Raw genomic sequence first — 20,234 nt, 5'->3', positions numbered from 1 at the left:
CTATCAAGTTAAGATCTATTTTTAATGATTGGCTTGGGTGATTAATCGAAGTCCTTCAAGGGTTAAATTCCTATCGATTTCATCAAAAACCCTTTCCAAAGGCGAGAGAATTTCTACCAAACCACCAGTGGCTATTACAGTAAATTCCATGTTTGTTTCCTCCCTGATGGTCTCGACCATGCCTTTTACCAAACTAATATATCCATAAAGAACTCCTGCCTGGATAGCATGAATAGTGTCTTTTCCAAGTGCAGATTTTGGAAGTATTAAAGGGACATCGGGAAGTTTGGAGGTGCTGTTGAAGAGAGACTTGATAGCAGTTTGCAATCCGGGAACGATATTAACACCAATAATTTCTCCTTTAGCATCCACCACTGTAAATGTAAGTGCGGTGCCAAAATCTACTACGATCAATTCTTTTCTATATTTCGAATAACCGGCCAACGCGTTACACATCAGATCTGTACCGATCTCATTTGGCCTGAGCGATGTTATAGAAAGTTTTTCATAACTAGCCGGAGAAATAAGATAAGGTTGGGTACCGAAGTAATTTTCGCAAAATTGATGAATCTGCTCATTGATCTCAGGAACGACAGAGCTGAAGCCTATTCGCGTAATATCCCCAGGACTTATCCCATGCTCCAAAAAATACATTGGTACTTTTTTGTGCAGTTGACCAGAAAATTTAGCCTCATTGGTTTCAATACGAAAGTGATTTTTCCACCCCTTATTCACCTCGTCGTATAGCGCAAACACCACATTTGAATTCCCCGCATCTATTGCTAAAAACATTGTTTCTCGGATTTGATTAAATTAGCCTTTCCCAAAATTAAACGGATTTATAAACTTTGAACATGTATACGCTAAGAGAAGGAAAAATAGAGGATCTTCCACGGATATTGGAATTGATAAATGAACTCGCAATTTACGAGAACGCACCTGAGCAAGTGTCCAATACACTTGAGATGATGGAGACCGATGGATTTGGTGAAAATCCCGTTTTTGGCACGTTTGTCTGCATAAAAGCGGAGACTTCTGAGATTGTCGGCCTGGCGATTTACTACTATCGCTACAGCACCTGGAAAGGAAGAAGAATTTATCTGGAAGATTTGATCGTCACGGAATCTGAAAGAGGAAATGGAGCAGGGAAATTGCTCTTTGACCGAATCATGGCAAAATGCTTAGAGGAAAATTGCACTGGTATGATGTGGCAAGTATTGGATTGGAATGAACCAGCAATCAATTTCTACAGAAAATATGGAGCTACCCTGGAAGCTGGATGGCTCAATTCGCATCTGCAGGATTATGAGATCAAGCAGCTACTCGCATAATTGAATTTTAGACATCTATTGCAAATACAATACTGGAATATTGTATTTGCAATAGATATTTGTAACTTAGTGTGAGTTAGAAGAATAGCCATGACACACACTTGGAAGATTTCGTTTGGTAAGGCAGGAGCTGAGACCATACGCACAGGTCACGATTCTTATTATTTTTTCCAAGAGCTTTTATCCATGGTCAGCGAGCCAGCAGCAATTTATGATGTTGCCGTTTCATTTCACGATACAGGCGAGATATTTGACTTTCTGGAATTTACCCAGCAGGACGTTTCAGAGATGCTAGAAGTAGATCCTAGTACGCTTTCTCGCTGGCGCAAAGAAGACAGAAAACTCAATAAAATACTCACTAAGAATATTCTGGAGATGGATCAAGTGATTGCCAAAGGCATCAGGCTATTTGGTACTGAGGAGTTGCTTTCCCAATGGCTTCATACTGAGAATACTTCCCTAGGTGGTCAAAAGCCATCTACACTAATGAAGAGTCCTTATGGAGTTGATCATGTGGATGAGGCGATGGAAGCGATGTCCTGGGGAGCGATTTTATAGGCTGTGAGATATTTTCGATTGATTGAAAATCTTGCAGGTAGAAGTTCACTTGGCTTTGGCCTCGGAGCTGGAAGATGGAATCAATTCGGCACCCCGATAATCTACGTATGCAGTATTTCCTCACTTAATTTCTTAGAATTGCTAAGTATCAAAGGAGCTGTAGTCACAGAAAGCAAGTGGAAGCTTGTCGTACTAGAGATTCAGACTCCAATTCCAGAATTAGACGCTTCGCAGTTGCCATCAGACTGGAGAAACAGACCGCATCATCGATCAACTCAGGAGTTTGGTACAGCCTGGGCAAAAGGGATGATATCTCCAGTATTGAAAATCCCCTCTTGCCGAATTCCTCTAAAAAGCTATTCAAGCGAGCATAATTTATTAATCAATCCTCTGCATCCTGATTTTCAAAAATCTGTAACTGTAGTGGAGGAATGGGATGTGAGTTTTGAAGTTAATTCTTGAGATTGAAAAATTACAAAATTGGTAGATTGGTTAGTAGTAAAAAATAAAGGCCGAGAATATTCCCGGCCCTTACTATTTATAAATATCTTAAAAGCTATTGATTAACTTTTTACGCTATAATTAGGAGCTTCTCTCGTTACGCTCACATCGTGTGGATGAGATTCTTTCACACCAGCAGCAGTGATTTTTACAAACTTCCCGTTCTTCTGAAGATCCTCTATAGTCTGTGTTCCACAGTAGCCCATTCCAGCTTGCAGTCCGCCTACTAGTTGATAAAGTACTTCTGAGACCAAACCTTTATAAGGAACTCTGCCTACGATTCCTTCTGGAACCAACTTTTTGACATTTTCTTCAGCGTCTTGGAAGTATCGATCTTTGGAACCAGATTCCATCGCTTCCAAAGAGCCCATGCCTCTGTAAGACTTGAATTTTCTTCCTTGAAAAATAATCATCTCTCCAGGAGCTTCTTCTGTTCCGGCAAGTAGAGAACCAATCATAATTGAACTTCCACCTGCAGCAATAGCTTTCACCAAGTCACCAGAATAGCGAACTCCGCCATCAGCGATGACAGGAACACCACGGCCTTTCAAAGCCTCTGCGCATTCATACACAGCTGATAATTGAGGAACACCTACACCAGCAATGATTCTAGTAGTACAGATAGACCCTGGGCCTACGCCTACTTTCACCGCGTCGGCACCTGCATCAGCCAGAGCGATAGCTGCTTCTGGTGTTGCAATATTTCCTACGATAACTTCGAGATCAGGAAAAGCAGCTTTGATTCTTCTACACGTTTCGATTACACCTTTGGAGTGTCCATGAGCAGTATCGATAGAAACCACATCTACACCTGCATGCATCAATGCTTCTACGCGCTCCACGATATCTGCAGTCACACCTACTGCCGCACCTACACGTAGTCTTCCAAACTCATCTTTACAAGCATTTGGCTTGTCCTTTCTTTTCAGAATATCTTTGTACGTGATGAGTCCTGATAGTTTATATTCATCATCTACTATCGGAAGTTTCTCGATTTTATATTCCTGAAGTACTTCCTCTGCCTGCTCCAGTGAAATTCCAGATTTGGCAGTAATCAGGTTTTCAGTTGTCATAATCTCCCGAATAGGACGCTCTTGATCCTTTATGAAGCGAAGATCACGGTTGGTGATGATACCTTTTAGAATCTTATTTTCATCGACTACAGGAATACCACCAATATTGAATTCGCGCATGATGTTCTCAGCATCTCGAACTTTCGCATCTATGTGAAGGGTGATAGGATCTAGGATCATTCCCGCCTGAGAGCGCTTTACTTTACGTACTTGTGCCGCCTGCTGCTCTATGGTCATGTTCTTGTGAACAAAGCCAAGACCGCCCTCAAGCGCGATGGCAATAGCCAATTCAGCCTCAGTGACAGTGTCCATAGCAGCGGAAACTAGAGGAATGTTAAGCCTGATTTTCTTGGTGAGTTGGGTAGAGGTATTCGTGTCGCGGGGAAGGACTTCTGAATAACCTGGGACAAGAAGCACGTCGTCGTAAGTGAGTGCTTCATAAAGGAATTTATCTGAATTTGTATTCATGGCAAATATTGGTATGTAGGAACCCTATTTGCACGTCAAAGTTAAAAACAAATTCTTATGCGAAACCAGATAAGTGCAAAAAAATATGGGATCAGCAATTATATTTTGAAGATCCCATATTTAGGTAAGTTTAAGAAATAGTATTAAGCTTCCTTTTTCTGAAGCCTCGCAATATAGAAGCCATCAAAGCCACTTTCCTGCGCTAGGACTTTCTGATCTTCGATCAAGGTAAAATCTTTTCCAGCTTCACTGGCAAGGAATATGGCGATTTGATCCTGATTTTCTGAGGGTAAAATACTGCAAGTAGCATAGACCATTTGCCCGCCTGGCTTCACCATGGAGGGATAGCTTTGCAGGATTTCCTGCTGGGTTTTACGTACTTTCTCTATAGATTCTTCGCTGAGTTTCCACTTGGTATCAGGATTTCTGCGAAGTACTCCAAGTCCAGAACAAGGGACATCCAATAGCAATCTATCAGCAGTTTCTTTCATTCTTTTGATAGTCTTAGAACCTTCAATGACTTTTCGCTCAATGATAGAAACGCCATCTCGACGAGCTCTAAGTTTGGTCTGCTGAAGTTTCCACTCTTCGATATCCATAGAAAGAACTTTCCCTTTGTTTTGCATCAGAGCAGCAATATGAAGGGATTTCCCACCAGCACCTGCACAAGCATCTATCACTCGCATTCCTGGCTCTACAGCTAATGCTTGAGCCACCAGCTGAGAAGATGCATCCTGCACTTCAAACATTCCTTCTTTGAAAGCTGCGTTACGGAAAACGTTGGTTCGCTCATCTAATATCAATGCATCTGGATAGCCTTTGATAATATGCGTATGAATGTTATCCTCAACCAGTCTGTTTTTCAGCTGCTCACGGGTGATTTTAAGCGTATTTACACGCAAAACTACCTGTGCCTCCTGATTCAAACTGTGGATTTCAGCCTCCCATTTGTCTCCCAATTCTTTTTGACCTCTTTCAAAAAGCCAATCAGGAACAGACTCCAACTTAGCTGGATCTTCCAGTTTCTCATACTTTTCTTTGATCTTGTCAGGATTGATTTTTGCAAATTCTTCCCAAGGCGGAAGGCTATGACCCTGCATCAACCAATACGTTCCAAATAGATCATAAGGCTCCTTACTTGGGCTCAAATAGTTAATCAAACGCCACCAACGTACCATTTCATAGGTAGTTTCTGCAATGAAAGATCGATCGCGCGCACCCCATTTTGGGTTGGATTTCAGCGTTCTTTCGATCACTTTGTCGGCGTACTGACCTTCTTCAAAAATAGCTGCAAGTGCGGTATGGACTCCGCGGATAGTGTTGTTGTGTAGTTTCATAGAAATAAAATTCTCCACAAAGGTAGTTTTTCTTTCTGAGTCTGTCAGAATCCTATTTTAAAGGGATTGAAAAGGGAGCTTTGGGAATTCAGACTTGCATCTGAAATAGAAATTTTGGTTTTAATACCTTTGTAGATCAACTATCCAAAATCTAACGATCCATGTCCTCTTATCAAGAACTTCTTACTTCTTGGGCTTCCAAACTTACAGATTACGATAAGCAAGAGGCTGAATCTTTGGTCAGCTGGCTATTTGAGCATCACTTAGGTTGGCGAAGGACGGAAATTTTAAATGAAGCCGATGTGAATTCCTTTCCTTCAAAAATCTTTGAGGATTTGGAGCGATTGAAAACCGGAGAGCCTATTCAGTACATTTTTGGAAAAGGGCCTTTTTACGGCAGAGAGTTTTTCGTCAGTTCAGCTACTTTAATTCCCAGAAATGAAACGGAGGAATTGGTGCACCTGATTATCAAGGAGAATCGAAATGCTGGTTTGAAGATCTTGGACATAGGGACCGGCACGGGTTGCATTCCTATTTCCTTGGCATTGGAGATGAACAATCCGGAAGTTTTTGCAGTGGATATTTCTGAGGAAGCTTTGCTAATCGCTCAGAACAATGCTGTTGCGTTAGATGCAAAAGTGACTTTTTCTAAATGTGACATTCTTAACCAGACTCCAGAAGTGACAGAACTGGATATTTTGGTTTCTAATCCTCCTTATATACCTGAGCAGGAGAAAACTGAAATGCATAGAAATGTGCTGGATTTCGAACCTGAGCTGGCGCTCTTCGTGAGTAATGATGATCCACTGATTTTCTATCGAAGGATCGCTGAAATGGGTAATCAACTCTTGAAGCTTAACGGCAAACTATATTTTGAAATTAATGAGAAATATGGAAATGCTGTGGCAAGCTTGATGCAAGATCTGGGATATTCTGAAGTAAGAATTATGAAGGATTTAAATCAGAAGGAAAGATTGGTAGTAGGGATATTGTCAATTTGACAACAAATTATTATATTTACCGTAATGAATGTCATCACAAAAGCTACTCTGCAGAAATATATGCAAGATTTTCCTGAAGCTTCAGATTGGCTAAATACATGGTATGAAATAGCTGAAAAGGCTAATTGGACAAATTTTAATGACGTGAAGCTTTCCTATCCCTCAGCTGATCAAGTAGGTGATGATAGAATAGTATTTAATGTAAAAGGAAACAAGTTCAGACTAGTTGTAAGATTTAGCTTTCAGTTCAAAGTGTTACAAATCAAATGGTTTGGAAGACATAAAGAATATGACAGAATAGATGTTTTAACCGTTCAACCTAACTTATAATGATTAAAATAATCCAAAATGACTCGACCTATCAAGACTATCTAGCTAGAATAGATGAAATATTTGATGCTAAGAAAGGCACAGAAAAAGGTGATGAATTAGAATTGTTGGTAACTCTAGTCAGGCTCTATGAACAAGAAAATTTTCATTTGACTTCTCTAGACCCCATTGAGGCTATAAAAAATAGGATGGAAGATCTTAACCTTAAAAATAAAGATCTCGAACCAATCATGGGAGATGCAGGAAACATATCGAAGATACTTTCAGGAAAAAGAGCTCTGACAGTTGATATGATTAGAGGTCTAAGTGAAGTGCTTGGTTTGCCGACCGAAATATTGGTTGGTAAATCAAAAAAAGAACTGGCCTAGAAATTTTTGAAAGTACTAAGAAACCCCAAATATGAGTCAGAAGAAATGCCCGAATTGTGGAGAATGGTCAATTTGGACAAATAATTACGAGGATAGATGTGAGCATTGCGGAGAGATTTTATCACCTGTAGATTTAGCGCGACAGCAGAAAAAAGAGGTGGAAAATATAAAAAATGAAAAAAGCGGGATGTTCTACATCAAACCTGAAGATTCTGGGATCAAACGATTCTTTAAAAATTCCGGAAATGTTTTTTACACCGTTTTCATGGCTATTATGACATTCATCATGTGGCTCATTGCAGCATTGCCGGGATGATAGACATCTTCAAACATCCCATTTTTATCTTCGCTTTCTTAGCTTTCTGGATCAATCAATTCTTAGAGAATTCTCTCGGAATCTTTGTCCCTATTTATCATGCGTACGGTGATGATTTGATGGCTTTGCCTGTAGTTTATGGAATTTGCTTGCAGCTGATGCGATGGATTCATCCATTGTATTCTGAGCTCACTTTTAGCAAAAAGCAGCTAATCATCGGTCTGGTATATTTTTCGGTAGTTTTTGAATTATTCCTCCCGAATTATTCTAACGCCTATTCTGCAGATCCGCTCGACGTCCTATGCTATATAATTGGAACTTGGGTATTCTATCAGTTTATGAACAAACCTGCTCCCCAAGCCAGAAAATCCCAGGAGCTTTGATCTCTGTTGTTCCCTCGGGCACTTCCAGCATCGTCGCATAAGTAATGGGCAAGATCAGCTCCCCATTTTCATTTTTGATTTCAACAGGCATGCCTTCTTTGCCATGGATGTGAATATTTCCTTCAGCAAACCACTTTTTAAACACTCCAGATTTTACCGGATAATATTTCCAATCCCCATCGATAATTGTGAGGTTAATCTGCTCCAATTGGTTGTAAAGATCTAGCGCTTTTAGATGCGAAATTCCTACCAAATGAACAGCTTTGTGGTCCGTAGATAAAAGATAATCCAGTCCAGTTTGCAAATCATCCGCATCCGAACCTGTGATAAATTTCAAGGGGTATTGCTCTTCGAGAAGTTGTTGGTTTTCTTGTTGAAAAGTGGTTGATGCAAGAATCACGTCTATTTTAATTCCCCAACTCAACACTTGCTCTAGCGCTTTTTCGCTTACAAGAACTGTGGGAACCCATTCTAACAAAGGAGATACTTGATCAAATCGAAGGTGATCAGCATCCAAAATTAGAATAGCAGGTTCTTGCTTATCTTTGACGAAGTGGTGAGACGACATTAAGATTGGATTTTACGATAGAACTCCAAAGAATTTCTAAAGGCCAAGCCTTCCAAATCAGTTGCGCTTAATTTGTCTTCTAAACTTTCGATTAGAGAAGGGTATTTACTGGCATTTTCTGCCAAAGGAAAATAGAAAGGCAAGCGTGCTGGATCTCCGAAGTCTTTGGTGTAAAAATAATCGGCACCAAAGCACATAGCATTTTTTCCTCCCAATTCGAAGCCATGAATAATATGCTCAAATAAGCGCTCTGGAACTTCTGGATCTAGGAAAGCTCTCAGGAAATTCACTCCGATAATACCTCCACGATGTATGATTTCCTTGGCAAATTCATCAGTAAGGTTTCTTGGATGATTCCAGATTGCCCTCATATTCGAATGACTTGCGATCACGGGGATATCCAGCTTATTGCTGTCGATATGGTTCAAAATTCCCTCTGCCAGCAAATCAGACGTATGCGAGAAATCAACAGGAATTCTCTTGCCTGCCATGTAGTCCAACAACTTTTTACCGTCATCTTTCAAACCAATTCCCTTGGTGTAGTTACCACCACCAAAACGGTTTTCGGTGTGATGCGTTAGGCTGATGTATGCTAGGGATTTTACTTTTTCCAGTATAAAATCAAACTGCTGATAGATCTCTTCCCAACTCGCAGTTTCATTGCCAAAACCTGCAGCATTTTCAACTGATGCTTTAATTCCGACGCGGTTTTGTTTGTCCCAATTCAACAAAAAACCAGAATCTATTAATGCTAATTCAGTGCTGTATTTCTGATGAAGCTCTTCAAAAATTACTGCTTGCCTAGCCGCCAAGTTCATGCTTTCAGGCTTTACGTCGGTGTAAATTGCCAACACTTGCATACGAACTCCACCGTCAATTAACCATGGAATAGCACAGGCTATGTCGTCTTTTACAAAAGGATCTGCACATGGTATCTTGGCCAAATAGGACAATAAATCACAGTGCATGTCAATTATAGGGAATTTCATCTGATTATAATTTTTCTTTTAACGGCCATATGGAATCTCGCAGAATTTATGTTCACACTGTGTGTGACACTTGAGTCATGCTCAATTTCATCGTTTTTAGGGGTTAAGACAAGGTAAGTCAAAAAACCCTATGTTTTTTAATACTTTTAGGGAGGATTCCTTTGTAAGTTAATCTTGATTGGAATAAATATTACCCTTAAAATAAGCAATATGGCCTTTTCACAACCTTTCAATATTAAAAAATGGATAGATGAAAATAGACATCTACTCAAACCCCCAATTGGAAATCAGCAAGTTTATAAAGGAAATGATGATTTCATCGTGATGGTGGTCGGTGGACCTAATTCCAGAAAAGATTACCATTCGAACGAGGGAGAAGAGTTTTTCTATCAACTAGAAGGTGATATTGTCTTGAAAGTGATCGAAGAGGGAAAGCCCAAAGATATTGCAATTCGAGAAGGGGAAATATTCTTGTTGCCTGCCAAAGTACCTCATTCTCCACGTCGTCCTGTCAATACAATTGGATTGGTAATCGAGCGCTACAGAAGAGCAGGTGAGATTGATGGATTTATCTGGCATTGTGAGAATTGCGGTGATAAACTTTATGAAGAATTTTTCGAGGTTACAGATATTGTCACGCAGCTGCCTCCAGTGCAGGAAAGATTTTGGGGGAATTCTGAGAATCACACCTGCAAAAACTGCGGAACAGTGATGGAGAATTGAAATGATGTCCGATGCTAGATGACCGCTGCTTCCAAATCGATGTCGTTAAACAAATCCTAGGATGCATTTGTCTTTAAAGTGTACTACTTAAAGTTTATGTAAATCTAAAAGATAAAACGCAGCTTAATTAGAAGGTAAACACTTGAATTCAGACTGCTTCGGTCACCCGTATCCGTATTTTATCCTAAAAAGGAAAGAAAATTATGGTACGGACAAGATTACGCATAATCATATAAAGAATTTATAAACCCAACAGTTTCAAAAAATGAACTACGAATATTCAGAAGAATTTGCTCGGGAGATGGATGAGAAAGATGCTCTTTCTACTTTCAGAGATCGTTTTCTTTTCCCCAAAGTAGATGGAAAAGATGCGATTTATTTTTGTGGAAATTCACTTGGATTACAACCCAAATCTGTAAAAGATTACATAGCAAAAGAGCTAGCAAATTGGTCTGAAATGGCTGTAGATGGGCATTTTCATGGAGAAGATGCTTGGATGTATGTAAAGCAAAAATCGAAACCAGCTTTGGCCGAGATTGTCGGAGCACATGAGCACGAAGTGGTCGCGATGAATAATCTTTCGGTGAATCTCCACCTCTTGATGGTGTCATTTTATCAGCCAACCAAAGAGCGATTTAAAATAATCATAGAGGGAGGAGCTTTTCCCTCTGATCAATATATGTTGGAAACACAGGTAAAGTTTCATGGTTTAGATCCTGCCGAAACCATTGTAGAACTAAACCCTCGAGAAGGGGAGCATACACTCCGAACTGCCGATATTTTGGCCGAAATAAGGAAACAAGGAGATTCCCTTGCAATGGTGAATATGGCTGGTTTACAGTATTATACGGGACAGATTTTTGACATGAAAGCTATCACTGCTGCAGCACACGAAGTGGGTGCTTATGCGGGATTTGACTTGGCACATGCTGCTGGAAATGCACCCCTAAGTCTTCATGATTGGGATGTGGATTTTGCTACTTGGTGCAGTTATAAATATATGAATTCAGGCCCGGGGAACGTTTCTGGCGTGTTTATTCATGAGAGATTTGCAGAGCGACCTGACCTGAATCGATTTGCTGGATGGTGGGGTCATGATCAGGAGCAGCGTTTTAAGATGGAGAAAGGTTTTATGCCTATGCATGGAGCAGATGGATGGCAATTGTCCAATTCCGATATCATAGGATTGGCTGTCCATCAGGCATCATTGGATATATTTCAGGATGCGGGAATAGAAAATCTAAGAAAGAAATCAGAACAGCTCACAGGATATTTGGCTTATCTAATCGAAGAAATCAGCGGAAAATCAGGGGTTTTGGAAATAATTACTCCTAAAAATCCTGCGGAAAGAGGCTGTCAGTTATCTTTGCACATTCATCGCGGAGGCAAGGCTGTATTCGATGAATGGTATAAACAAGGAGTCGTAGGAGACTGGCGCAATCCCAATGTGATTCGTCTGGCACCTACACCACTCTATAACAGCTTCCTAGACGTATTCCAATTTGCACAGATTTTGGAACAATCTCTGAAGAAATTCGCTTAAAGGAAGCGTGGATAAAACAATCCAAATGGAAAAGAATCAAGTAACTGTGTTAGGAGCCGGATTGATAGGTTCACTAATGGCTATATATCTAAAGCGTCAAGGTTTAGATGTCCAAGTTTATGACAAAAGACCTGACAAACGCAAATCAACTTTTGACGAAGGGAAAAGATCAATCAACATGGCTCTTAGCCATCGAGGATGGAAAGCACTTGAGGAAGTTGGTCTAAGAGACAAAGTGATGCCATTGGCCATCCCTATGTATGGTCGTAAGATTCATGATGAGCATGGCGGTACTACTTTTATTTCTTACGGGAAAGAAGATCAGGCTATCTACTCCCTTTCCAGAGGCAAATTCAATCAATTGCTTGTAGAAGAAGGCGAGCGCTTGGGAGTTCACTTCAAATTTGAGCATAAATGCACCGATGTAGATTTCCGTACTCAGGAGATCAATTTCCAGACGCCAGAAGGCGAAAAGAAAGTCCTTGCACCTGTGTTGTTCGGATCTGATGGAGCTTATTCTTCGCTTAGACTAGCGATGCAAAAGCAAATTCGCTTCAATTACAAACAAGAATACATCACTCATGAATACAAGGAGCTAACGATCCCGGCAACTGCAGAAGGCGAATTTGCAATGGATCCGAATGCGCTGCATATCTGGCCAAGAGGCAGATTTATGCTGATCGCTCTTCCAAATCCTGATAAGACATTTACCTGTACGCTATTTTTGCCGCATAGTGGCTCCAAAATATGCTTCGACAAAATCAATGACGAGAATGATCTAGAGATCTTATTTTCGAATTATTTTGACGATGCGTACCAAATGATGCCGGATCTGAAGAAAGAGTACTTCGCAAATCCTACTTCAGCTCTGATCAATGTCGAATGCTTCCCTTGGGTACAAGGAACTAGTCTGCTGATGGGAGATGCGAGCCACGCTATGGTTCCATTCTATGGGCAGGGTATGAATTGTGGCTTTGAAGATTGCTCAATTTTGAATGGCTTGATCGATAAGTTTGGGACTAACTCCTGGGATTTAGTGTTTGAAAAATTCCAGAAAAAACGAAAAATAGATACCGACGCAATCTGCCAATTGGCGATGGAGAATTTTGAAGAAATGAAAGATTCTGTGGCTGACCCGAAGTTTGTACTTCGAAAGAAAATAGAGGCCAAGCTATACGAGTTATATCCTAATGACTGGATTCCATTGTATTCTATGGTGACTTTCACCGACATGAGGTATTCAGAAGCTTATACTCAAGGAAAACTACAGGAAGCAATCATGGATCGTGTGATGGCTGATCCGCTGATTACAGAGAATTGGAATAAGCTCGACTACGAGAATATCATCTATAAAATGGAAACAGCAAAAGCGGTGTAGTCTTTTATCACGGAGTCTGCTGAGTTCAGGCAGAGAAGGAAAAACAGGTTCAGATCATAGATTTGAACCTGTTTTTTTGTCTCAAATTTGCCGCTGTTCAAGTCTTCAGGAATAGGTAATTTTATACGTATTCAGAAGTGGCAATGGTATTTGAAACCGCAAAGCGTTCAAAGTTCACGCAAAGAAGTCACAGAGAAATATCATTGGTACGCAACAATCTATCTCATTTCACATAATCTTGCTTCTGGAGAAGCAGGATAACATTGCCAGTTGCGCTCTCTGCGAAAAACTCTGTGACCATTGTGGTAAAAAAAAGCTAATAATTTCTCAACGCCTTCCATTTTTTTATAGCACCGTCCTAAACTGCCTTAGGAACCTCACATCATTCTCTGTGAATAGACGAAGGTCTTTGATCTGATATTTAAGCATGGCGATTCGCTCGATGCCCATACCAAAGGCAAAGCCAGTGTATTTTTTAGCATCAATTCCACAGTTTTCCAACACATTTGGATCCACCATTCCTGATCCGCCGATCTCCACCCAGCCAGATCCTTTGCAGACGTTACATCCTTTGCCTCCACAGATCAGACAAGTGATATCGATCTCCGCACTTGGCTCGGTAAATGGGAAATAAGAAGGTCTGAATCTTACTTTGGTTTCTTTGCCAAACATCTCTTTGGCAAAGTGGTAAAGTGTATTTTTCAAATCAGCAAAACCTACATTCTCGTCGACATACAGACCTTCCACTTGGTGGAAAATACAATGTGCACGCGCTGATATAGCTTCATTTCTGTATACTCTTCCCGGAGAAAGAGTACGTATAGGAGGTTTCTGATTTTCCATCACACGCACCTGTACTGATGAAGTATGTGTTCTGAGTGCTATATCAGGATTCTTTTCGATGAAAAATGTATCCTGCATTTCACGAGCAGGGTGATTTTCCGGAAAATTTAAGGCTGTAAAGTTATGCCAGTCATCTTCGATCTCTGGCCCTTCAGATAGATTGAATCCAATACGCTCGAAGATCTCGATAATTCGTTGACGAGTAGCTGTCAGCGGATGAATACCGCCGAGACTTTGATTGGAAGGAGGTAATGTTAAGTCTATATCAGCGGCTTTAGACTTCTTATTTGTTTGACTTATTCTCTCGATTAACTCTTGGAACTTCTCTTCGGCAAGTTGCTTGACGCCATTTACCAACTGTCCATAGGTTCTTTTCTCCTCATTAGGCACTTTTCCCATGTCTGCAAAAAGCTCTCCCACCACAGATTTTTTAGAGATATACTCCATTCTGTAGGTTTCTAACTCTTCTGGGCTATTGGCATCTGCTGCTGCAATAGCGGCCTTAATTGATTCGATTTTCTCTTGGTACATGGGATTCAAATTATTCGAATGGCAAAGCTAAGGCTTTTGGGGTCTTTTGGAAAGCCTAAAGGTTGACTTTAGGTTTTGATAAGCTAGAAATTCAAAAACCATGTGATGTCTTGAAGTAAAAGGACTGAAGATAAATGAACTGATTAATGTGCTCATGATCTCGTTAATCGAATATAATAATATGTAGTATTTTTTACATCACTAAATCCAGACTTGCAAAAGCGCTCGTATCTCATCCCAAATAAAGAAACCAAAAAAAATTCAAACTAATACGATTATGAAAATTCAAAATTTCTTCAAAATGGCTTTCGCAGCCTTCATTTTTCTTTCTGCAAACATGGCTTTTGCTCAAATGGAAAAAACAAAAATGGTTGGTGGCGCAGAAATGTATCCTTCTAAAAATATAGTGGAGAATGCAGTGAATTCTGCGGATCACACCACATTAGTAGCAGCTGTAAAGGCAGCAGGTTTAGTAGAGACATTACAGGGAGCAGGACCTTTCACGGTATTTGCTCCAGATAACATGGCTTTTGAGAAACTTCCTGCTGGAACAGTAGAGACGCTTTTGAAGCCAGAAAATAAAGCGACACTTCAGGCTGTCCTTACATACCACGTAGTTGCTGGTAAAATGGGATCTAAAGAAATTGCTGCTGCGATCAAAAAAGGAGATGGTAAAGCTGTTCTTACAACCGTTCAAGGCGGAAAGTTAACTGCTTGGATGAAAGGTAAAGACCTTTATATCACTGACGAAAATGGTGGCGAATCCAAAGTTACTATATCGGATGTATGGCAGTCAAATGGCGTGATACACTCTGTAGACTCAGTGGTTCTTCCTAAAAAGTAAGTTGTTGGTCACCCAATTGCTAAGCCGGCTCCTGATGGAGTCGGCTTTTTTGTGTCTTTAAATTCCAATAGTACAATCCGCAGTATTTTTGAGATAAATATTTATACCTGAAACATCTACAATATCACAGGAAAAGTTATCACGAACTGTATTGTTTTTAAAAATATTGGGATTAGCCCCCTCGTCAAGGGATAAAGAATAAATTCCGTACATAAAATTATTGGAAATTTCATTCCCTGTAACTTCATTTCCAGAATTGAAATCCGTGATTAAAAGACCTATAGTTCCATCACTTATATTATTGTTCTTGATTTGGTTATTATCACTGCTAATAAAATGATTGGAGTTTACTCTACTAATTAAAGCAATTCCTCCTCCGAAAAAGCGTTCTCTATAAAAAGCGTGAAGGCTTACAGTATTATTTTTTATTGAATTTTCATCTAGATTTCCTATAAAACTAATTCCAGAAATAAAGTAACTGTTTACATAATTAAAGGAAATATCATTTTTTTGACTTATTCCCTCATAATTATCATCCGTCATTAAAGTTATACCATTACCGGTTCGAATAATCTTATTTTTATGAATAATCGACTCATTAGTATTCCCTAAGAGGATTCCATAATTATTATAAAAAGGAAAATCTTCTATCTCATTTTGGCTGATTCTTAGCTTATCTGCTTTGTATGAAAAAATTCCATTTATAGCGCCATGTAGCTTAATTTTAAAATTTTGAATAGTAGTTTCATCAGCATATTCATTTAAAATGAATCCTCCGATTAATACAACATCTCCGATTGCTTTTATTTTAACACCTGGTTTATTAATATAAATTTCCTCATAATATTCCCCGGAGCTTACCATTACATGTCCCCCATCGCAAACATTATCCACTGCTTCCTGAATACTGGAGAAATCCAATGGAACTTTAACATTGGAATCACAGCCTTTCTTCAAATGGGTAGCATTGGCCAATCTTTCCTGATTCTTTTGCTCATAAAATTTCATTTTCAATTCAAGATTAGAAAAGTCAATTTCAAGTTCAGGTTTTGCCAACTCAATCTGGTCTTTTTCCTGAAGCAAGTTATCATTTTGAGATAGGTCCGTACAACTTGCCATAACCATTATGACAAGTCCAAAAAAACACACATTTTTCATGATTATAAGTTTAAATAATTAACGTTAATTCAAATTAAAAAGAAATATTTCAATTTTGCCTGTGATTATTAACAAATTTATTTCTTTATGACTGATTAGCTGATTATTCGTACATGTTGCCTTAAATGTATCTTGTCTTTAAAAAATTGTCGTAAGAATGATTTTAGATTTCAAGTAGAAGAAAATCCTACTGAATAATTAGACCCTGTATAGGGTTACTCCAATAAGACCTTCGAGATTTTAAAAACAGCAATCCCAGGATTTTCATCGGTAGTGAGTCCATAGATTTCATGGGTCTGTTCGTTTATGGAAATTTGAGAAACTGATCTATCTAGTATAAATCTCCATTTAGGATTACCTTCTAAATCAAATACCCGAATTTCTTTAGCAGTTAGTCCAGAATTAGAGTAGTCTAAAGGAGAGTACCCTGAATAGAGAGCAAAAATATATTGTTCGGATATGGAAATTCCTTGATATTTAGTTGGAACATCGGGCGCAAAACTTAGCATTCCACCAAATTTACTTTCATGATATTCAAATTCCGGAAGCTTTGTACCTGATCCTATAACTGAAATAAAATTGGCTGTGTGATAGTCGAATATTTCCAATAAGTCTCTATAAACACTTGCTATGACATAAATTCCAATAGTAGGATTTCCACCGAATCGCCCACCGTTAAGTAGACTAATTTGAAAATTTTTTAGCTCAGGTTTTTCTTTTAATCTTTCATGCTTTCCGTATGTACCAATCAGCTTTCCCTCAGGGACAAATTCCAGTATTTTATTTTCATTCTCCCTTGGAGACCCCAAGTAATTTCCGTTTGGAGCTAATACTAGGCTTATGGGCCCCATACTTGGATCTGTGATTTTCCGATCACTACTGGCTAAAAGAATAGTGTCATTAAATAAAAAAGTTGAGATCTTTCTGTTATTGTAATCATATACCCAAAAATTATCTGGGTCTTTCGAACCTATAAATTCGGGTATAGCGGTTTCTAATGGACCTTTTCCATACCTTCCTTTAGGTTTGTCATAAGTCCAATCTTTAGAATTGATTATGTGAATTCGTGGAAACTCATCTGGGACATTATGGTATTCACTTATTAGTACCATATCTCCTTGTAGCGCCAAACTTGAAGGATTGATTATCTCCTCAAAATAGTGCTTTTCAGAACTAAGTTTGATCTCCTCAAAATCATTTACTTCTATTGTTATCGTAGATTCATTCTCAGATTCTGATACACAAGAACAGAAGATGAAAACTAAAGAAAATAAATATAGACCCTTCATGTACCATGTAATTTAGTTAAAATACTAATTTTTAGTAGAAAAGATAAAAAAAAACCGACTGAATTTATCCAGTCGGTTTGATATTTTAGAATACAGATGGGACTATTACCAAGTTCTGCTACCTCCGCCTGGAGGGCCTCCTCTTTGAGGGCGATCAGATGGCGCAGCATCACTCTTAAATTTACCAATGATATAAGTAAATGTAAGTAAGCCATAGCGTGTCAAAACATTAGTATAGACATCCGATACCGATACATCAGAGATCGTACGTGAGATACTAGTATTCTGATTCAACAAGTCAAAGATGACTAATTTCACTTCAGCCTTATTGTTCTTAGCAAATCTGTAACCCGCTTCAATGTTCCATAGCCATATTGACTGATTAAATCCATCAGAAAGACCACGATATAAGCTATTACTTACTGTATTTCCCACAAATAATTTTCCATCATTTGGAGAATAATAAAGTTTCAAATTTGATTCTTGAATGTAATAGTTATTATCTAAGGTTTCTTGCAAGCTTGAATTAACGATCGTGTAAGTACCTGTGGTACCAAGAGTAAAGTCAAAATCCTTACTTATGTTAGAAGTAAATGAAACTCCTTGACCTAAGTTAGTATTATCATTAATGTTTTTAAGTCCATTAATAATACCAGGAGATCTTGTGAAAGACACTCTAGTATTTAAGGTAATGTTCGTTTTGATGCCCTTGATTGGTGTACCATAGTTCATGAACATGCTCGCATTGAAATTACCATCCAAATTGACGGGCTGAGTTATCTGTCCACCTGGAGCAAGACGAATATCGTTATTGATCAACGTATCGGTAGATGCGATGTAGGTACTCGTACCTATATAATTATCTGTAGATGTAAAGTTTGCAAACACGAAGAACGAACTGTTTTTCTCCAAATTAAATCTACCAATGTTAGCATTTAGGTTCTGCGCATAACTTTGACTTAAGTTTGGATTACCTACACTTAGACTAAGTGGATTTTGGTTATTAACGACATTTTGAAGCTGCGTTACAGATGGCTCATTTGTGCTAGTTCTATATCTGAATCTAAAATTTAACCCCGACTCTCTATTTCTATAGCTAAGATTAGCACTTGGCAATAAGTTGTTGAAATCTTTGACAAATACTCCTTCAGTAGGGAAGAAAGATTCATTGTCAAGCTTTGCATATTGATAATCCAAATTCAAGTTCACATTCCAACCGTTGCTATTGTACGCATAACCTGTTCTTAATCTCTGAGTAATGAACTTGTTCTCAAAGTCATTACTTAAAGCAGTATCTAGAACAGTAATATTTTCATTGTTTAGTACTCTTGTCCTTTGGTCTGAATCAGTTTTAGTATTACTAATCTGATAGCCAAAAGTACCAATTGACTTTTCTCCTAATGGTTCTGTCAACGTTGCATTCACACGATAGGTAAATCCCTTAGAGATCAAATCTGTCTGTTGTAGGGTAGTATCAAATAAATTCCTGTTATAATCTTTACTAGTTCCACCTAAATCAGAATCTTGGTCACTGTTATTCCATGAAGTATTTATATCTGTAGAAAGTGTTCTTCCTTTTTTATCAAATTTATAACGGTAAGTTATGTTATTTGAAAGGCTAAAAGAACTAGATAAAGCATCTGTGATAGAACGCAAAGAAGAAAGTGAATCTGTATCATTTGCCAAAGTCAAAGCATCCCTGTCACTATAGGTATTACCTGTTCTATAAGAGAAAGTAGGACTGATAACCAAGGAATTTTTATCGTTCAAATCTGCTTCGATTCTAGCATTCGCTCTGTGATTGAAATTTTCTACAAAGTTAATCAGACTTTCTTGATAATTTTGAGTTGTTGTCTCGTTGATTACTGTCTGACGATTAGTGGTTTGACGCAGTGTGTTTTGTGTATTATTGAAGAAATAACTTCCAGTGAAGTTAACTTTAGGTCCAAATTTGTCACTAAAATTGAGTCCAAATGCATTTGTTGTAATTGTACCTGTATCATTTCCTCCATAGAAATTACTATTTCCACCACCGGATCCTCCACGGCTACCTCTACCTCCTCCTCCAGAAGCATTTGCATTTACCCCAGCAAGGTCATCACTGGAGAAATTCTGTTGGTTTATATTATTAAATAGTCCTAACACGGATACTCTTCTATCTCCACCAAAAAGATTTAAACTACCACCAGCGGTATACCTATCGTCAGTACCATATCCACCATATACTCTGCCGAATTGACCATTTTTTCTATCCTCTCTCAAAATGATGTTGATCGTCTTAGTGTAGGTTCCATCATCAAATCCAGTCAAACGACTTTGATCAGATCTTTGATCCAGAATTTCTATTCTATCTATAGCATCTGCTGGTAAATTTTTCAAGGCAATATTAGGATCGGAACCGAAGAACTCACGTCCATCTACTAAGATCTTTTGTACAGATTCACCTTGAGCTTGTACTTCACCGTTGGAGATGGTAACACCCGGAATTTTCCCTATCAAATCCTCAGCCATACCATTTTCTTTTGTTTTAAAGGCGCTCGCATTGAATGAAGTAGTATCACCTCTCATCTCACCAAGAGGATTCTGCCCTTGAATGATCACTTCTCCTAATACCTGTGCATCTTCCACAAGCGTCAGTACTCCTAGATCGATAGGATCTCTCCCTGAATGCGTACGGCTAATGGTCACATATCCTATAAATT

General features: G+C 38.8%; 21 protein-coding genes. 12 read left to right on the top strand and 9 right to left on the bottom strand.

Annotation, left to right across the window (positions count from 1 at the left end; genetic code table 11):
- Positions 1-21: 21 nt before the first annotated feature.
- On the bottom strand, positions 22-792 hold the full coding sequence (locus tag BVH02_RS08085) for a type III pantothenate kinase (RefSeq protein ID WP_086500904.1): 771 nt from the start codon (positions 790-792) through the stop codon (positions 22-24).
- A 62-nt stretch (positions 793-854) separates the two neighbouring features.
- Between BVH02_RS08085 and BVH02_RS08080 the strand changes: the two genes are divergently transcribed.
- The 3 genes from BVH02_RS08080 to BVH02_RS08070 all read left to right on the top strand — a co-directional run bounded on the left by BVH02_RS08080 (position 855) and on the right by BVH02_RS08070 (position 2,351).
- The gene (locus tag BVH02_RS08080) at positions 855-1,331 is read left to right on the top strand and encodes a GNAT family N-acetyltransferase (RefSeq protein WP_086500903.1); all 477 of its coding nucleotides are present in this window, start codon (positions 855-857) and stop codon (positions 1,329-1,331) included.
- 90 nt (positions 1,332-1,421) lie between these two features.
- Positions 1,422-1,889, top strand: coding sequence for an MbcA/ParS/Xre antitoxin family protein (locus BVH02_RS08075; protein ID WP_086500902.1), 468 nt, complete (start codon positions 1,422-1,424; stop codon positions 1,887-1,889).
- 3 nt (positions 1,890-1,892) lie between these two features.
- Positions 1,893-2,351: an RES family NAD+ phosphorylase gene (locus BVH02_RS08070; RefSeq protein WP_086500901.1), complete on the top strand. Its 459-nt coding sequence runs from the start codon at positions 1,893-1,895 to the stop codon at positions 2,349-2,351.
- 101 nt (positions 2,352-2,452) lie between these two features.
- Here BVH02_RS08070 and guaB read toward each other — a convergent pair whose 3' ends face one another.
- Positions 2,453-3,931, bottom strand: a complete 1,479-nt coding sequence (gene guaB, locus BVH02_RS08065; RefSeq protein WP_086500900.1) for an IMP dehydrogenase — start codon at positions 3,929-3,931, stop codon at positions 2,453-2,455.
- Positions 3,932-4,074: 143 nt separating this feature from the next.
- Complete coding sequence (locus BVH02_RS08060; protein WP_086500899.1) at positions 4,075-5,268, bottom strand: methyltransferase domain-containing protein; 1,194 nt, start codon at positions 5,266-5,268, stop codon at positions 4,075-4,077.
- 161 nt (positions 5,269-5,429) lie between these two features.
- Here BVH02_RS08060 and prmC point away from each other — a divergent pair, with 161 nt between their 5' ends.
- The 5 genes from prmC to BVH02_RS08035 are packed head-to-tail and all read left to right on the top strand — an operon-like array spanning position 5,430 to position 7,666.
- A complete protein-coding gene (prmC, locus tag BVH02_RS08055; RefSeq protein ID WP_086500898.1) occupies positions 5,430-6,269 on the top strand; it encodes a peptide chain release factor N(5)-glutamine methyltransferase in 840 nt (279 codons plus the stop codon).
- A 24-nt stretch (positions 6,270-6,293) separates the two neighbouring features.
- Positions 6,294-6,599 (top strand): type II toxin-antitoxin system HigB family toxin, encoded by a 306-nt coding sequence (locus tag BVH02_RS08050; protein ID WP_086500897.1) that lies wholly within the window; start codon positions 6,294-6,296, stop codon positions 6,597-6,599.
- Positions 6,599-6,967, top strand: a complete 369-nt coding sequence (locus tag BVH02_RS08045) for a helix-turn-helix domain-containing protein (RefSeq protein WP_223271832.1) — start codon at positions 6,599-6,601, stop codon at positions 6,965-6,967. Before BVH02_RS08050 ends, BVH02_RS08045 begins: the two co-directional genes overlap by 1 nt.
- A gap of 31 nt (positions 6,968-6,998) precedes the next feature.
- The gene (locus BVH02_RS08040; protein ID WP_086500895.1) at positions 6,999-7,283 is read left to right on the top strand and encodes a hypothetical protein; all 285 of its coding nucleotides are present in this window, start codon (positions 6,999-7,001) and stop codon (positions 7,281-7,283) included.
- Positions 7,280-7,666, top strand: coding sequence for a magnesium citrate secondary transporter (locus BVH02_RS08035; protein WP_086500894.1), 387 nt, complete (start codon positions 7,280-7,282; stop codon positions 7,664-7,666). The genes BVH02_RS08040 and BVH02_RS08035 overlap by 4 nt, the downstream gene beginning before the upstream one ends.
- On the opposite strand, the gene BVH02_RS08030 is transcribed toward BVH02_RS08035, so the two are convergent.
- Positions 7,620-8,234, bottom strand: a complete 615-nt coding sequence (locus BVH02_RS08030; RefSeq protein ID WP_086500893.1) for a thiamine pyrophosphokinase — start codon at positions 8,232-8,234, stop codon at positions 7,620-7,622. The two genes, BVH02_RS08035 and BVH02_RS08030, sit on opposite strands and share 47 nt — an antisense overlap.
- On the bottom strand, positions 8,234-9,223 hold the full coding sequence (locus tag BVH02_RS08025; protein WP_086500892.1) for a dipeptidase: 990 nt from the start codon (positions 9,221-9,223) through the stop codon (positions 8,234-8,236). Before BVH02_RS08025 ends, BVH02_RS08030 begins: the two co-directional genes overlap by 1 nt.
- 210 nt (positions 9,224-9,433) lie before the next feature.
- On the opposite strand from BVH02_RS08025, the gene BVH02_RS08020 reads away from it, so the two are divergent.
- From BVH02_RS08020 to BVH02_RS08010, 3 genes are all read left to right on the top strand, one after another.
- On the top strand, positions 9,434-9,946 hold the full coding sequence (locus BVH02_RS08020) for a 3-hydroxyanthranilate 3,4-dioxygenase (protein ID WP_086500891.1): 513 nt from the start codon (positions 9,434-9,436) through the stop codon (positions 9,944-9,946).
- A 265-nt stretch (positions 9,947-10,211) separates the two neighbouring features.
- Positions 10,212-11,489 carry a kynureninase gene (gene kynU, locus BVH02_RS08015; RefSeq protein WP_086500890.1) on the top strand — a complete coding sequence of 426 codons (1,278 nt, stop codon included), beginning with the start codon at positions 10,212-10,214 and terminating at the stop codon, positions 11,487-11,489.
- Positions 11,490-11,514: 25 nt separating this feature from the next.
- Positions 11,515-12,867 (top strand): FAD-dependent oxidoreductase, encoded by a 1,353-nt coding sequence (locus tag BVH02_RS08010; protein ID WP_086500889.1) that lies wholly within the window; start codon positions 11,515-11,517, stop codon positions 12,865-12,867.
- A gap of 345 nt (positions 12,868-13,212) precedes the next feature.
- On the opposite strand, the gene pheS is transcribed toward BVH02_RS08010, so the two are convergent.
- Entirely contained in the window at positions 13,213-14,241 is a 1,029-nt protein-coding gene (gene pheS, locus BVH02_RS08005) for a phenylalanine--tRNA ligase subunit alpha (RefSeq protein ID WP_086500888.1), read from the bottom strand.
- A 277-nt stretch (positions 14,242-14,518) separates the two neighbouring features.
- On the opposite strand from pheS, the gene BVH02_RS08000 reads away from it, so the two are divergent.
- A complete protein-coding gene (locus tag BVH02_RS08000; protein WP_086500887.1) occupies positions 14,519-15,085 on the top strand; it encodes a fasciclin domain-containing protein in 567 nt (188 codons plus the stop codon).
- 57 nt (positions 15,086-15,142) lie between these two features.
- On the opposite strand, the gene BVH02_RS07995 is transcribed toward BVH02_RS08000, so the two are convergent.
- The 3 genes from BVH02_RS07995 to BVH02_RS07985 all read right to left on the bottom strand — a co-directional run.
- Entirely contained in the window at positions 15,143-16,243 is a 1,101-nt protein-coding gene (locus BVH02_RS07995) for a right-handed parallel beta-helix repeat-containing protein (protein WP_086500886.1), read from the bottom strand.
- 215 nt (positions 16,244-16,458) lie between these two features.
- Positions 16,459-17,532 carry a BF3164 family lipoprotein gene (locus BVH02_RS07990; RefSeq protein WP_086500885.1) on the bottom strand — a complete coding sequence of 358 codons (1,074 nt, stop codon included), beginning with the start codon at positions 17,530-17,532 and terminating at the stop codon, positions 16,459-16,461.
- Positions 17,533-17,637: 105 nt separating this feature from the next.
- The coding region (locus BVH02_RS07985) for an outer membrane beta-barrel protein (protein ID WP_143244192.1) at positions 17,638-20,234 on the bottom strand (2,597 nt) is incomplete at its 5' end.

This window comes from Algoriphagus ratkowskyi, from assembly GCF_002150505.1.
GTDB classification, from domain to species: Bacteria; Bacteroidota; Bacteroidia; order Cytophagales; family Cyclobacteriaceae; genus Algoriphagus; species Algoriphagus ratkowskyi.
This window is presented reverse-complemented; position numbering and strand designations above follow the sequence as displayed.

Bases quoted from the DNA above. Each gene is read 5' to 3' on its own strand.
- prmC (WP_086500898.1), top strand. From the start codon at position 5,430: ATGTCCTCTTATCAAGAACTTCTTACTTCTTGGGCTTCCAAACTTACA.
- BVH02_RS08010 (WP_086500889.1), top strand. From the start codon at position 11,515: ATGGAAAAGAATCAAGTAACTGTGTTAGGAGCCGGATTGATAGGTTCA.
- BVH02_RS08085 (WP_086500904.1), bottom strand. From the start codon at position 792: ATGTTTTTAGCAATAGATGCGGGGAATTCAAATGTGGTGTTTGCGCTA.
- BVH02_RS08040 (WP_086500895.1), top strand. From the start codon at position 6,999: ATGAGTCAGAAGAAATGCCCGAATTGTGGAGAATGGTCAATTTGGACA.
- BVH02_RS08000 (WP_086500887.1), top strand. From the start codon at position 14,519: ATGAAAATTCAAAATTTCTTCAAAATGGCTTTCGCAGCCTTCATTTTT.
- BVH02_RS08035 (WP_086500894.1), top strand. From the start codon at position 7,280: ATGATAGACATCTTCAAACATCCCATTTTTATCTTCGCTTTCTTAGCT.
- BVH02_RS07995 (WP_086500886.1), bottom strand. From the start codon at position 16,243: ATGAAAAATGTGTGTTTTTTTGGACTTGTCATAATGGTTATGGCAAGT.
- BVH02_RS08030 (WP_086500893.1), bottom strand. From the start codon at position 8,234: ATGTCGTCTCACCACTTCGTCAAAGATAAGCAAGAACCTGCTATTCTA.
- BVH02_RS07990 (WP_086500885.1), bottom strand. From the start codon at position 17,532: ATGAAGGGTCTATATTTATTTTCTTTAGTTTTCATCTTCTGTTCTTGT.
- pheS (WP_086500888.1), bottom strand. From the start codon at position 14,241: ATGTACCAAGAGAAAATCGAATCAATTAAGGCCGCTATTGCAGCAGCA.
- BVH02_RS08080 (WP_086500903.1), top strand. From the start codon at position 855: ATGTATACGCTAAGAGAAGGAAAAATAGAGGATCTTCCACGGATATTG.
- BVH02_RS08050 (WP_086500897.1), top strand. From the start codon at position 6,294: ATGAATGTCATCACAAAAGCTACTCTGCAGAAATATATGCAAGATTTT.
- BVH02_RS08045 (WP_223271832.1), top strand. From the start codon at position 6,599: ATGATTAAAATAATCCAAAATGACTCGACCTATCAAGACTATCTAGCT.
- guaB (WP_086500900.1), bottom strand. From the start codon at position 3,931: ATGAATACAAATTCAGATAAATTCCTTTATGAAGCACTCACTTACGAC.
- BVH02_RS08025 (WP_086500892.1), bottom strand. From the start codon at position 9,223: ATGAAATTCCCTATAATTGACATGCACTGTGATTTATTGTCCTATTTG.
- BVH02_RS08075 (WP_086500902.1), top strand. From the start codon at position 1,422: ATGACACACACTTGGAAGATTTCGTTTGGTAAGGCAGGAGCTGAGACC.
- BVH02_RS08060 (WP_086500899.1), bottom strand. From the start codon at position 5,268: ATGAAACTACACAACAACACTATCCGCGGAGTCCATACCGCACTTGCA.
- kynU (WP_086500890.1), top strand. From the start codon at position 10,212: ATGAACTACGAATATTCAGAAGAATTTGCTCGGGAGATGGATGAGAAA.
- BVH02_RS08020 (WP_086500891.1), top strand. From the start codon at position 9,434: ATGGCCTTTTCACAACCTTTCAATATTAAAAAATGGATAGATGAAAAT.